The organism is Paraburkholderia podalyriae (assembly GCF_014397785.1).
In the GTDB taxonomy this organism is placed as follows: Bacteria; Pseudomonadota; Gammaproteobacteria; order Burkholderiales; family Burkholderiaceae; genus Paraburkholderia; species Paraburkholderia podalyriae.
Genome location: NZ_VZQQ01000016.1, coordinates 24,665 through 36,995 on the forward strand (window position 1 = coordinate 24,665; position 12,331 = coordinate 36,995).

Below are 12,331 nucleotides of genomic sequence, written 5' to 3' on the forward strand. Positions count from 1 at the left end.
AAATGATTCTGATCGCAATGGGCGTGTCGGGCGCCGGCAAGACGAGGATTGGCGAAATGCTGGCTGAGCGCCTGCATTGCACGTTCACCGACGGCGACGCGTTCCATAGCGCGGCGAACAAGGAGAAGATGCACCACGGCATCCCGCTCACCGATGAAGACCGCTGGCCGTGGCTGAAGACGATCCGCGCGGCGATCGAGGAAAAGCAGAAGGCGGGCGAGACGGCGGTGTTCACGTGCTCGTCGCTGAAGCGCTCGTATCGCGATGTACTGCGCGACGGCGACAAGGACGTGTGCTTCGTCTACCTGAAGGGTTCGCGCGAGGTGCTCGCGGAGCGTCTCGGGCATCGCACCGGGCATTTCTTCGATCCGTCGCTGCTGCAAAGCCAGCTCGATACGCTCGAGGAGCCCGGTGACGATGAGGCGGTCACGGTCAGCATCGAGCTGACGCCGGAGCAGATCGTCGACCAGGTGCTCAAGCAGGTCGAAGCGCGCTGAGTCTTCTTTGATTGATCCGCGTTCCAGCTTCGAACGCGGGACGAAAAAAAGCCGCTCCTCGGAGCGGCTTTTTTGCGCGCTGAAGCTGGGCCCGCGGATCAGCCGATCCGCTTCGCCAGCTCGGCGGCTTTGCCGATGTACGAGCCGGGTGTCATCGCGAGCAGACGGTCCTTCGCGTCCTGCGGAATCGCCAGGCCGCCGATGAAGCTCTGCAGTGCCTCGCGCGTGATGCCCTTGCCGCGCGTCAGCTCCTTCAGCTGCTCATACGGATTCTCGATGCCGTAACGGCGCATCACGGTCTGCACCGGCTCGGCCAGCACTTCCCAGCAGTTGTCGAGGTCGTCGTTCAGACGCTGCGCGTTCACTTCGAGCTTGTCGATGCCGCGGATCAGCGAGTCGTACGCGAGCAGCGAGTAGCCGAACGCGACGCCGATGTTGCGCAACACCGTCGAATCGGTCAGGTCACGCTGCCAGCGCGACACCGGCAGCTTGTCGGCGAGATGGCGCAGCGTCGCGTTCGCGAGGCCGAGGTTGCCTTCGGAGTTTTCGAAGTCGATCGGGTTGACCTTGTGCGGCATCGTCGACGAGCCGATTTCGCCGGCCTTGGTGCGCTGCTTGAAATAGCCGAGCGAGATGTAGCCCCACACGTCGCGGTCCAGATCCAGCAGGATCGTGTTCGCGCGCGAGATCGCGTCGAACAGCTCGGCCATGTAGTCGTGCGGCTCGATCTGGATCGTGTACGGATTGAACGTGAGCTTCAGACGATTCTCGACGACGTCCTTCGAGAACGCTTCCCAGTCGAACTCCGGATACGCGGACAGGTGCGCGTTGAAGTTGCCGACCGCGCCGTTCATCTTGCCGAGCAGCTCGACCTTCGCGATACGCTCGATCGCCCGCGCGAGACGCGCGGCGACGTTGGCGATTTCCTTGCCGAGCGTGGTCGGGCTGGCCGGCTGGCCGTGCGTGCGCGACAGCATCGGCTGGGCGGCCTGCGCGTGCGCGAGCGCGACGAGGCGTTGATGCACCGAGCGCAGCGCCGGCAGGATCACGTGTTCGCGCGCGCCGGCGAGCATCAGGCCGTGCGAGGTGTTGTTGATGTCTTCCGACGTGCACGCGAAGTGGATGAACTCGCTCGCGCGCTCCAGTTCTTGCTGACCCTTCACCGATTCCTTCAGCCAGTATTCGACGGCCTTCACGTCGTGGTTCGTCACACGCTCGATTTCCTTGATGCGCGCGGCGTCGTGCGCGGTGAAGCGCTCGGCCAGTTGCAGCAGGAACTGCTCGGACGCGTCGGAGAAGCGCGGCACTTCGGCGAAACCGGCGCGCGACAGCGCGATCAGCCAGTGGATTTCGACCGTCACGCGATTGCGCATGAAGGCGGCTTCCGAGAGCCAGTCGCGCAAGGCTTCGGTTTTGGCGGCATAGCGGCCGTCGAGCGGGGAGAGCGCGTTCAGCGCGAACAGGGTGTCGGGGCGGGTGTCGGACATGATGAGGACCGGGTTGAGGCGTTGAGCGCTCGGCGAGCGGATCGGAAACGGAGGGAACCGTCGATTTTACCACTGCGATCCGATGCGGCCGCCCGGATACGCCGGCCGCAGCTCGCGCCGCTAGAATGCAGACTTCTTCCCTCTCGCCGGCAAGCGCAATCGCATGGAACTGAAATGGCTCGAAGACTTCATTTCGCTCGCGGAAACGCGTAGCTTCAGCCGCTCGGCCGAATTGCGCCACGTCACGCAGCCCGCTTTCTCGCGCCGCATCCAGGCGCTCGAAGCGTGGCTCGGCACCGAACTGATCGATCGTTCTGTTTATCCGACGCGGCTCACGGCGGCCGGCCAGGTGTTCAACGAGCAGGCGCTCGCGATGCTGTCGCAGTTCCACGAGGCGCGCGCGCTGCTGCGCGGCCACACGGCGACGCCGCAGGCGACGATCGAATTCGCGGTCCCGCACACGCTGTCGCTGACGTACTTCCCGCGCTGGCTGCAGCGCATCGAGGCGCAGATGGGCCCGATCCACACGCGGCTGCGCGCGCTGAACGTGCATGACGCGGCGCTCTCGCTGGTGGAAGGCGGCTGCGATCTGATGATGGGCTATCACCATCCGAGCCACCCCGTCGCGCTCGACCCGGCACGCTACGACATGCTGACGCTTGGCCACGAGCCGATCAGCCCGTTCTCGGCGCCGGCCCGCGCGGGCCGGCCGCGTCATACGCTGCCGGGCTCGGCCGATGCGCCCGCGCCGTATCTGTCGTACACGCCGAACGCGTACCTCGGGCGCATGACCGAGGTGATTCTCGCGAACGCGCCGCAGCGCCTGTACCTGGACCGGCTCTACGAAACCGACATGGCTGAGGGACTCAAGGCGATGGCGCTCGCCGGTCACGGCGTCGCGTTCCTGCCGCATAGCGCGGTCGAAGATGCGGTGACTGAAGGCCGGCTGATCCGCCTCGATCGCGCGACGCGAGGCACGCCCGAAGGGCAGCTAACGCTCAGCATGGAGATTCGCCTGTATCGCGACAAGCTCGCCGCGAAAAGCGACGACGCCCGCCAGCTACTCGTGCGGCAGTTATGGGACGTGGTGTCGGAGGCACTCAGGCAGAGCGCCGCCTGAAACGCGGCACAACACTCAGGCTCGGACCTGCGTGGCGACGACGCGAATTTGCGCGTTTCAGAACGTTATGCAAGAAAAACATAATGAGATAAGGAAACGGCATTGGATTTCAATACGGCGATTTTCCACAATGCCCGTATTCGATCAAACGCCGGAGCGTTCATGTCATCCCAGCAAGAAGCCGCACAATCGATCCAGGCCGCCTCAACGTTGCAGTCCATTCCGTCCTACCTCAATCGCGAAGACCTCGGCCCCTGGGGCAACTATCTGCGTCAGGTCGACCGCGTCGCGCCGTATCTCGGTTCGCTGTCCCGCTGGCTTGAAACCCTGAAGCGCCCGAAGCGCATTCTGATCGTGGATGTGCCCATCGAACTCGATAACGGCACGGTCGCCCACTTCGAGGGCTATCGCGTGCAGCACAACGTGTCGCGCGGTCCGGGCAAGGGCGGCGTGCGTTATCACCAGGACGTTACGCTCTCCGAAGTGATGGCGCTTTCCGCGTGGATGTCGGTGAAGAACGCGGCCGTGAACGTGCCGTACGGCGGCGCGAAGGGCGGCATCCGTGTCGATCCGCGCACGCTGTCGCGTGGCGAGCTCGAGCGCGTGACGCGCCGCTATACGAGCGAGATCGGCATCATCATCGGACCGAATACCGACATTCCCGCGCCGGACGTGAACACGAACGAGCAGATCATGGCGTGGATGATGGACACGTACTCGATGAATCAGGGCCAGACGGCCACTGGCGTCGTGACAGGCAAGCCGATCACGCTCGGCGGCTCGCTCGGCCGTCGCGAGGCGACCGGCCGCGGCGTGTTCGTGGTGGGCTGTGAAGCGGCTCGCCGCATCGGTTTCGACATCGAAGGCGCGCGGATTGCGGTGCAGGGCTTCGGCAACGTCGGCGGCATCGCCGCGCGTCTGTTCCAGGAAGCGGGCGCGAAGGTGGTCGCGGTCCAGGACCATACCGGCTCGGTATACAAGTCCACCGGCATCGACGCGGTCGCCTTGCTCGCTCACGTCGCGAAGACGGGCGGCGTCGGCGGCTTTGCCGAAGCTGACGCGATCACCAGCGAAGAGTTCTGGACGGTCGAATCGGACATCCTGATTCCGGCGGCGCTGGAAAATCAGATCACCGAAAAGAACGCCGGCAAGATCAACACGAAGATCATCGTCGAAGGCGCGAACGGCCCGACCACCACGGCAGCCGACGACATCCTGCACGATCGCGGCATCCTCGTGATTCCGGACGTGGTCGCGAATGCAGGCGGTGTGACAGTGTCATATTTCGAATGGGTGCAGGACTTCTCGAGCTTCTTCTGGACCGAGGACGAGATCAACGAGCGCCTCGAGCGCGTGATGCGCGAAGCGTTCGCGGCGGTGTGGCAGGTGTCGAGCGAGCAGAACGTGTCGGTGCGCACGGCGGCGTTCATCGTCGCGTGCAAGCGGATTTTGCAAGCGCGCGAAATGCGTGGCTTGTATCCCTGATCGACTCTGTCCTATCTTGTTTGAAATGGCGGTTGCGCGGCCCGGTTTCCGGGCCGGGAGGCGCAACCGCCGCAATTTGTGCATCAGCGCGGTCCACAAGACGGCGTGTTTGACCGGCGGGCGGCATCCTATCGATGCCGCCCGCCTTCTCATATGCGCGAAACGGCTGTGCGACGGCGCCGCGTACCCGTCGCGGCGTGCGCGCAACAGAATGGTTAATAGCCATACTTTCAGAAAAATTACTTTGTTACACTGGCGCCGGTTCTTGCCAAGGAGATCAGGATGAAGATTAAAAAAGCTGCGCTGCTGCTCGCGACTCTCGGACTATTTACGGTTGGCGCGCACGCGCAAGACTCGGGCACGTTGAAAAAAATCAAGGACACGGGCGTCATTTCGCTGGGTCATCGCGAATCGTCGATTCCGTTCTCCTATTACGATGAGAAGCAGAACGTGATCGGCTACTCGCAGGATTACGCGCTGAAAGTGGTCGAGGCCGTCAAGCAGAAGCTGAACATGCCGAATCTGAAGGTGAAGCTCGTGCCGGTCACGTCGCAGAACCGCATTCCGCTCGTGCAGAACGGCACGGTCGACATCGAGTGCGGCTCCACCACGAACAATCTCGAGCGCCAGCAACAGGCCGCATTCACCAACACGATTTTCGTGATCGGCACGCGCCTGATGACCAAGAAAGATTCCGGCATCAAGGATTTCCCGGACCTCAAGGGCAAGACCGTCGTGACGACCGCCGGCACCACGTCCGAGCGCCTGCTTCGCAAGATGAATCAGGACAAGAGCATGGGCATGAACATCATCAGCGCGAAGGATCACGGCGAGTCGTTCCTGACGCTGTCGACGGGCCGCGCCGCCGCGTTTATGATGGACGACGCGCTGCTCGCCGGCGAGCGCGCGAAGTCGAACAATCCGGGCGATTTCGTGATCGTCGGCACGCCGCAATCGCGTGAGGCGTACGGCTGCATGCTGCGCAAGAACGACCCCGACTTCAAGAAGGTCGCCGACGACGCGATCGCGAAGGTGCAGACGTCGGGCGAAGGCGAACAGATCTATAAGCGCTGGTTCGAGTCGCCGATCCCGCCGAAGGGCCTGAACCTGAACTTCCCGATGAGCGACGACATGCGTGCGCTGTTCAAGAATCCGAACGACAAGGCAATCGACTAAACCCTAGCTGTCTTTTCGACACTTTCGAAACGCTGAACGGAACGGAAGGGGCCACGCGCTTCTTCCGTTTCTTTTTGCCGGAGTCTTGGTCATGTCATATCACTGGAACTGGGGCATTCTGCTGAGTCCGGTCTCCACGGGCGAGCCGACCACCTATCTGGGCTGGCTGTTGTCGGGGCTGTGGGTGACGGTCACCGTGTCGTTGTCGGCATGGGTGATCGCGCTCGTCGTCGGCTCGTTCTTCGGTGTGCTGCGCACGGTGCCGAACAAATGGGCGTCGGGTGTCGGCACCGTCTACGTCGCGATTTTCCGCAACATTCCGCTGATCGTGCAGTTCTTCATCTGGTATCTGGTGATACCCGAGTTGCTGCCTGTGTCGATCGGCAACTCGTTCAAGCAATTACCACCGGGCGCGCAGTTCTTTTCGTCGTCGATCGTGTGTCTCGGGCTCTTCACCGCCGCGCGCGTGTGCGAGCAGGTGCGCTCGGGCATCAACGCGTTGCCGCGCGGCCAGCGCGCGGCCGGTCTCGCGGTGGGCTTTACGCAATGGCAGACGTATCGCTACGTGCTGCTGCCGGTCGCGTACCGGATCATCGTGCCGCCGCTCACCTCCGAGTTTCTGAACATCTTCAAGAACTCCGCGGTCGCCTCGACGATCGGTCTGCTCGATCTGTCCGCGCAGGCGCGCCAACTCGTCGACTATACGTCGCAAACTTACGAGTCGTTCATCGCGGTCACGGTCGCATACATGCTGATCAATCTGATCGTGATGCAACTGATGCGCTGGGTCGAATTGAAGGCCCGGCTGCCCGGCTATATCGGAGGCAAGTGATGCATCATTTCGACTGGAGCGGTATTCCGGGCGCGCTGCCTACGCTATGGACCGGCGCGATCATCACGCTCAAGATCACGCTGATCGCGATCGTGTTCGGCATCATCTGGGGCACCATTCTCGCGATGTTTCGGCTGTCGTCGATCAAGCCGCTCGGATGGTTCGCGCAGGGTTACGTGACGCTTTTTCGTTCGATCCCGCTCGTAATGGTGCTGCTGTGGTTCTTCCTGATCGTGCCGCAGGTGCTGCAAAGCGTGCTCGGTCTGTCGGCCGACATCGACATCCGGCTCGCCTCGGCGATGGTCGCGTTCTCGCTGTTCGAGGCCGCGTATTATTCCGAGATCATCCGCGCCGGCATTCAGTCGGTGCCGCGCGGCCAGGTCAACGCGTCGTTCGCGCTCGGCATGACCTATGGGCAGGCGATGCGCCTGATCGTGCTGCCGCAGGCGTTCCGCGCGATGGTGCCGCTGCTGCTCACGCAAGGTATCGTGCTGTTTCAGGACACCTCGCTCGTCTACGTGATCAGCCTCGCCGACTTCTTCCGCACGGCCACGAATATTGGCGATCGTGACGGCACGAACGTCGAAATGGTACTGTTCGCGGGCGCGTGTTATTTCGTGATCTGCGTGATCGCGTCGAGCCTCGTCAAAGGTCTTCAGAAAAAGGTCGCAAGATGATCTCTATCAAGAATGTTTCGAAGTGGTACGGCCAGTTCCAGGTGCTGACCGACTGCACGACGGAAGTCAAAAAGGGCGAAGTGGTCGTGGTGTGCGGGCCGTCCGGTTCGGGCAAGTCCACGCTGATCAAGACCGTCAACGGACTCGAGCCGTTCCAGAACGGTGAGATCGTCATCAACGGCCAGTCGCTGACCGACAAGAAAACCAATCTGTCGAAGCTGCGCTCGAAGGTCGGCATGGTGTTCCAGCACTTCGAGCTGTTCCCGCATCTGTCGATCGTGCAGAACCTGACGCTCGCGCAGGTCAAGGTGCTCGGCCGCTCGAACGACGAGGCGACCACGAAGGGCCTGAAGCTGCTCGATCGCGTCGGTCTGCGCGCGCATGCAGACAAGTATCCGGGGCAGTTGTCCGGTGGCCAGCAGCAGCGCGTGGCGATTGCGCGTGCACTCTCCATGGACCCGATCGCGATGCTGTTCGACGAGCCGACCTCGGCGCTCGATCCGGAGATGATCAACGAAGTGCTCGACGTGATGGTCGAACTCGCGCAGGAAGGCATGACGATGATGTGCGTGACGCACGAAATGGGCTTCGCGAAGAAGGTCGCGCATCGCGTGATCTTCATGGACCAGGGCTTGATCGTCGAAGACGACCGCAAGGAAGACTTCTTCGCGAATCCGAAGTCGGATCGCGCGAAGGATTTTCTCGCGAAGATTCTGCACTGAGGGTTGGCGCGCAGGCCTCGTTTCGGGGCTCGCGCGGGACGAAAAAAAGCCGCTCCGTGGAGCGGCTTTTTGTTGCGCAGGCGTAGGGTGAAGGCTGCGGCTTACGACTCGAACGCTGCCGCGTCATCGGCGGCTTCGAGATCGGGTTCGCTGTCGGGGGAAAGCGTGGTTCCGCTCGTGCCCACCGCGTGCGCGCCGTTCGACGCCGCGATCGTCGTGGCCGACGCCGATGCGTCGAGCGCCGGATTGCGCAACTTTTCGAGCACCGACTGCGGCACCGGGATATTGGCGCGGCCGATCACGTCGCCATGCTGGAACATCAGCAGATCGCCGGGCTTGAACGCGGTCCACACTTCGTTGTCGGTCAGCGGCTTGGTCGCGATCACCGCGACGCGGTCTTCGGGCGTCGTGTATTTGGCGAAATCGATCGACACGTCCGCGTCGACCAGATGCGCGGTCGAAAACGGCCAGCGACGCACGAGGTAATGCAGATGCGTCGAGCAATGCGCGAACAGCGCCTGGCCATTCGACATCAGGAAATTGAACACACCGTACTGCGTGATTTCACGCGCGAGCGTCTCGAGCGCGGCAAACAGTTCATCAAGCGGCGGCTGCTGCGCGCCCGGAAAAGCCTTACGCAAACCTTCCAGCAGCGCGCAGAACGAGAGTTCGCTGTCGGTCGTGCCGACCGGCTGATACACGCCGTTCAGCTCCGGCGCGTAGGCCTGCAGATCGCCGTTATGCGCGAAGATCCAGTGACGTCCCCACAGTTCGCGCATGAACGGGTGGCAGTTTTCGAGCAGGATATGCCCTTGCGTCGCCTTGCGGATGTGCGCGATCGTGTTTTTCGATTTGATCGGGTAGCGTTTGACCATCTCCGCGATCGGCGACGTGGCCGACGATTGATGATCGATGAACAACCGGCAGGCCTTGTCTTCGAAGAAAGCGATGCCCCAGCCGTCGGCATGGTGATCAGTGACGCCGCCGCGCGCCGCAAAGCCGGTGAAGGAAAACGTGACGTCCGTCGGCGCGGCGCAGTTCATTCCGAGAAGTTGGCACATGTTGCAGGTGAGCCTGTGAACGGAGCGAGCCGTTACAATGATGATTTTTCAAGCATATCACCGAGCCGAACACGCCAAATAGCGAAATTGACCTGTGTTTGGGCCGCTACAACGCGGTTTGACCGGTCGATCAGCGAGGCGCGCGAAGTCTCGTATTCCTGCCATGACTGTTTCCAACGTTTCCCCCGATTCCGTCACGCTGGTCCGCCCGGACGACTGGCACCTGCACGTGCGCGACGGCGCGATGCTCGCGGCCGTGCTGCCTGACACCGCGCGCCAGTTCGGGCGCGCAATCATCATGCCGAACCTGAGACCGCCGGTCATCACGACCGGGATGGCCAGCGCGTACCGCGAGCGCATCATCGCCGCGATTCCCGAGGGCGCGATATTCGAGCCGCTGATGACGCTGTACCTGACCGACAACACGCCGCCCGACGAAATCCGCCGCGCGCGCGAAAGCGGCTTCGTGCACGGCGTGAAGCTATACCCGGCGGGCGCGACGACGAACTCCGACGCGGGCGTCACCGATTTGATGAAGTGCGCGAAGACGTTGGAAGTGATGCAGGAAGTCGGCATGCCGCTGCTCGTGCATGGCGAGGTGACGGATTCGGACATCGATCTGTTCGATCGCGAGAAGGTCTTTATCGACCGCGTGATGATGCCGCTGCGCCGTGCGTTTCCGGCGTTAAAGGTCGTCTTCGAGCACATCACGACGAAAGACGCGGCCGACTACGTCCGCGAAGCGGGCGTCACGCCGGAACTGCTTGGCGCTACCATCACTGCGCACCATCTGCTGTACAACCGCAACGCGATTTTCCAGGGCGGCATCCGTCCGCATTACTACTGCCTGCCGGTGCTCAAACGCGAGACGCATCGCGTCGCGCTGGTCGAGGCAGCGACCTCGGGCAATCCACGCTTCTTCCTCGGCACCGACAGCGCGCCGCATCCGAAGGGGCTGAAGGAGCACGCGTGCGGCTGCGCCGGCTGCTACACGGCGCTGCACGCGCTCGAGCTCTACACCGAAGCGTTCGACAAGGCCGGCGCGCTCGACAAGCTCGAAGGCTTCGCGAGCTTCCACGGTCCGGACTTCTATGGTCTGCCGCGCAATACGGGGAAGGTCACGCTGCGTCGCGAGGAATGGACGCTGCCGGCCGAGCTGCCGGCCGGCGATACGCCGGTCGTACCGCTGCGAGGCGGCGAGTCGATCGGTTGGCGTCTCGTTTAAGGACGCGGTAGATGCGCGAGCGTGAGGCGGGGCCGCGCGCTGCGGATGACGACGTGGCGGCGACAGTGAAGGCTGCGCGCGGCATGGCACCCGAGCCTTTGCCATCAGGCTTCGCCGCAATCGACTGGTCGAAGCCATGGTTCGCGCAATTCGCCGCGCGCGGTCAGCGCTGGCAGCAAGCCGCTCTGGCCGGCTACGCGAACCTGCTCGCCGAGATGAACGCCGACGCCGCTCGGATTCAACCGACCACCGGCCGCGGCCAGCGTCTCGCGTTCATCGCGCAGGACGATCTGCCACCGGGCGCCGCGTACGAGGGACATATCGCGTCGACCGGTTGCGTGCCGACGCGCCACAATCTGCACGACTTCTTCAACGGTTCGATGTGGTTCGCGTTTCCGCGCATCAAGGCGGCGCTGAACGCGCGCCAGTCTGCGGAACTCGACGTGCTGGGTGTTGGCCCGACGCGTGGCGGCGTGCGCGATATGCTGACCCTCTTCGACGAAAACGCGCTGCTGTTCGCTTGCGCCGATCCTTCGCTGTGCGCCGCGCTACACGGCTTCGACTGGCAGACGCTGTTCGTCGCGCGGCGCGACGCGTGGGGACGCGGCTGCGAAGTGCGTTGTTTTGGCCATGCGCTGCTGGAAAAGCTGATCGCGCCGTTCAAGGGCTGCACCGGACATGCGTGGATCGTCGAGGTGCCGCCCAACTATTTCGAATGGGACCCTGCCGCGCGCAACGCGTGGCTCGACGAGGCGGTCAGCGCGGCGCTGCTCGGCACCGACGCCTTGACCAGCCGCATGTTCGCGCCGCTGCCCGTGCTCGGCATTCCGGGCTGGTGGCCCGAAAATGAATCACCGACGTTCTACGACGACACGTCCGTGTTCCGAGCGGGGCGGCGCAAGCGCTAGGTGCATCCCCGTTCGGTGTTAAAATCCGCTCCAGCAAAGCAGGCTAGGCAGTCGCGGCCTCGACGGCTTCGGCCAACGAGGGCGAGGAAAGTCCGGACTCCACAGGGCAGGGTGATGGCTAACGGCCATCCGTGGCGACACGCGGAACAGGGCAACAGAAAGCAAACCGCCGATGGCCCGGCGCAAGCCGGGATCAGGTAAGGGTGAAACGGTGCGGTAAGAGCGCACCGCGGCTGTCGCAAGGCAGACCGGCACGGTAACCTCCACCCGGAGCAATTCCAAGTAGGCAGGCGCGCATCTTCGCGATGCAGGACGGGGCCCCCGTCTCGTCTGCGGGTAGGAAGCTTGAGCGCGTCAGTAATGGCGCGCCTAGAGGAATGGCTGCCACGCGCGTCGCGTCTTCGGACCCGGCGCGTGCACAGAATCCGGCTTATCGGCCTGCTTTGCCGGTGAATTAGAAAAGCCGGCGTCCGTTGGGACGCCGGCTTTTTCATTTGGGGCGCGGATGGTGGCCGAGGCCGCTATCGCGCTCAGAGCGCGACGATGTCGAACGAATGCGTGAGCTCGGCGGTCTTCGCGATCATGATCGACGCCGAGCAGTACTTGTCGTGCGACAGATTGATCGCGCGCTCGACGGTCGCCGGATTCAAATTCTTGCCCGTCACCGTGAAGTGGAAGTGGATCTTCGTGAACACCTTCGGATCTTCGCTCGCGCGTTCGGCCTTCAGCGTCACCGAGCAGCCGGCGATCTCCTGGCGGCTCTTCTTCAGGATCATCACGACATCGTAGGCGGTGCAGCCTCCGGTGCCGAGCAGCACCATTTCCATCGGACGCGGTGCGAGGTTGCGCCCACCACCTTCGGGTGCGCCGTCCATCGCGACCAGATGACCGCTGCCCGTCTCGGCCGCGAACGCCATCCCGTCTTGCCCTATCCAGCTTACTTTGCATTCCATGCTGTCACTCCCACCGCGCATCGCTTCGTCGAGACGGCATTGTAGCCCGGTGTCCAACAATTAGCGCACGCTGAGCGCATCCGAGTTTATGCTGCGTGGGTGCCTTCTTGCTGCAGTGCAAAATGGGCGGGCGGTTGGCGAATTCCCTGCGTCCGCCAGGGTTTTACTCTAGGGGGAAGTCTGACGCG

The 12,331-nt window shown here is 63.1% G+C and carries 12 protein-coding genes and 1 other RNA gene; 10 read left to right on the forward strand and 3 right to left on the reverse strand.

Annotation, left to right across the window (positions count from 1 at the left end):
- The first annotated feature begins 2 nt into the window (after positions 1-2).
- Complete coding sequence (locus F6X42_RS19925) at positions 3-497, forward strand: gluconokinase (protein WP_187635865.1); 495 nt, start codon at positions 3-5, stop codon at positions 495-497.
- Between the two features lie 98 nt (positions 498-595).
- Here F6X42_RS19925 and purB read toward each other — a convergent pair whose 3' ends face one another.
- Positions 596-1,984 (reverse strand): adenylosuccinate lyase, encoded by a 1,389-nt coding sequence (gene purB, locus F6X42_RS19930; protein WP_187635866.1) that lies wholly within the window; start codon positions 1,982-1,984, stop codon positions 596-598.
- Between the two features lie 163 nt (positions 1,985-2,147).
- On the opposite strand from purB, the gene F6X42_RS19935 reads away from it, so the two are divergent.
- From F6X42_RS19935 to F6X42_RS19960, 6 genes are all read left to right on the forward strand, one after another.
- Positions 2,148-3,104, forward strand: a complete 957-nt coding sequence (locus F6X42_RS19935) for a LysR family transcriptional regulator (RefSeq protein WP_187635867.1) — start codon at positions 2,148-2,150, stop codon at positions 3,102-3,104.
- Between the two features lie 162 nt (positions 3,105-3,266).
- Positions 3,267-4,589, forward strand: a complete 1,323-nt coding sequence (locus F6X42_RS19940; RefSeq protein ID WP_187635868.1) for a Glu/Leu/Phe/Val family dehydrogenase — start codon at positions 3,267-3,269, stop codon at positions 4,587-4,589.
- Positions 4,590-4,871: 282 nt separating this feature from the next.
- Positions 4,872-5,765: a glutamate/aspartate ABC transporter substrate-binding protein gene (locus F6X42_RS19945; protein WP_187635869.1), complete on the forward strand. Its 894-nt coding sequence runs from the start codon at positions 4,872-4,874 to the stop codon at positions 5,763-5,765.
- A gap of 91 nt (positions 5,766-5,856) precedes the next feature.
- The gene (locus F6X42_RS19950) at positions 5,857-6,597 is read left to right on the forward strand and encodes an amino acid ABC transporter permease (RefSeq protein WP_187635870.1); all 741 of its coding nucleotides are present in this window, start codon (positions 5,857-5,859) and stop codon (positions 6,595-6,597) included.
- Positions 6,597-7,274, forward strand: a complete 678-nt coding sequence (gene gltK, locus F6X42_RS19955; protein ID WP_187635871.1) for a glutamate/aspartate ABC transporter permease GltK — start codon at positions 6,597-6,599, stop codon at positions 7,272-7,274. The genes F6X42_RS19950 and gltK overlap by 1 nt, the downstream gene beginning before the upstream one ends.
- Entirely contained in the window at positions 7,271-7,996 is a 726-nt protein-coding gene (locus F6X42_RS19960; protein WP_187635872.1) for an amino acid ABC transporter ATP-binding protein, read from the forward strand. Before gltK ends, F6X42_RS19960 begins: the two co-directional genes overlap by 4 nt.
- Before the next feature lie 101 nt (positions 7,997-8,097).
- Here F6X42_RS19960 and F6X42_RS19965 read toward each other — a convergent pair whose 3' ends face one another.
- Entirely contained in the window at positions 8,098-9,057 is a 960-nt protein-coding gene (locus tag F6X42_RS19965; RefSeq protein ID WP_187635873.1) for a class II glutamine amidotransferase, read from the reverse strand.
- A 163-nt stretch (positions 9,058-9,220) separates the two neighbouring features.
- Here F6X42_RS19965 and pyrC point away from each other — a divergent pair, with 163 nt between their 5' ends.
- From pyrC to rnpB, 3 genes are all read left to right on the forward strand, one after another.
- Positions 9,221-10,282 carry a dihydroorotase gene (gene pyrC, locus F6X42_RS19970; RefSeq protein ID WP_187635874.1) on the forward strand — a complete coding sequence of 354 codons (1,062 nt, stop codon included), beginning with the start codon at positions 9,221-9,223 and terminating at the stop codon, positions 10,280-10,282.
- An 11-nt stretch (positions 10,283-10,293) separates the two neighbouring features.
- Positions 10,294-11,190, forward strand: coding sequence for a DUF3025 domain-containing protein (locus tag F6X42_RS19975; RefSeq protein ID WP_187635875.1), 897 nt, complete (start codon positions 10,294-10,296; stop codon positions 11,188-11,190).
- Positions 11,191-11,225: 35 nt separating this feature from the next.
- An RNA gene (gene rnpB, locus F6X42_RS19980) (RNase P RNA component class A) lies at positions 11,226-11,639 on the forward strand.
- A gap of 81 nt (positions 11,640-11,720) precedes the next feature.
- Here rnpB and F6X42_RS19985 read toward each other — a convergent pair.
- Positions 11,721-12,143, reverse strand: a complete 423-nt coding sequence (locus tag F6X42_RS19985; RefSeq protein WP_187635876.1) for an OsmC family protein — start codon at positions 12,141-12,143, stop codon at positions 11,721-11,723.
- Positions 12,144-12,331: the final 188 nt, after the last annotated feature.

What these genes read in the sequence shown, in the direction of transcription:
- F6X42_RS19965 (WP_187635873.1), bottom strand. Translation starts at nt 9,057, where the DNA reads ATGTGCCAACTTCTCGGAATGAACTGCGCCGCGCCGACGGACGTCACG.
- pyrC (WP_187635874.1), top strand. Translation starts at nt 9,221, where the DNA reads ATGACTGTTTCCAACGTTTCCCCCGATTCCGTCACGCTGGTCCGCCCG.
- F6X42_RS19925 (WP_187635865.1), top strand. Translation starts at nt 3, where the DNA reads ATGATTCTGATCGCAATGGGCGTGTCGGGCGCCGGCAAGACGAGGATT.
- F6X42_RS19985 (WP_187635876.1), bottom strand. Translation starts at nt 12,143, where the DNA reads ATGGAATGCAAAGTAAGCTGGATAGGGCAAGACGGGATGGCGTTCGCG.
- F6X42_RS19945 (WP_187635869.1), top strand. Translation starts at nt 4,872, where the DNA reads ATGAAGATTAAAAAAGCTGCGCTGCTGCTCGCGACTCTCGGACTATTT.
- F6X42_RS19950 (WP_187635870.1), top strand. Translation starts at nt 5,857, where the DNA reads ATGTCATATCACTGGAACTGGGGCATTCTGCTGAGTCCGGTCTCCACG.
- F6X42_RS19935 (WP_187635867.1), top strand. Translation starts at nt 2,148, where the DNA reads ATGGAACTGAAATGGCTCGAAGACTTCATTTCGCTCGCGGAAACGCGT.
- gltK (WP_187635871.1), top strand. Translation starts at nt 6,597, where the DNA reads ATGCATCATTTCGACTGGAGCGGTATTCCGGGCGCGCTGCCTACGCTA.
- F6X42_RS19975 (WP_187635875.1), top strand. Translation starts at nt 10,294, where the DNA reads ATGCGCGAGCGTGAGGCGGGGCCGCGCGCTGCGGATGACGACGTGGCG.
- F6X42_RS19940 (WP_187635868.1), top strand. Translation starts at nt 3,267, where the DNA reads ATGTCATCCCAGCAAGAAGCCGCACAATCGATCCAGGCCGCCTCAACG.
- F6X42_RS19960 (WP_187635872.1), top strand. Translation starts at nt 7,271, where the DNA reads ATGATCTCTATCAAGAATGTTTCGAAGTGGTACGGCCAGTTCCAGGTG.
- purB (WP_187635866.1), bottom strand. Translation starts at nt 1,984, where the DNA reads ATGTCCGACACCCGCCCCGACACCCTGTTCGCGCTGAACGCGCTCTCC.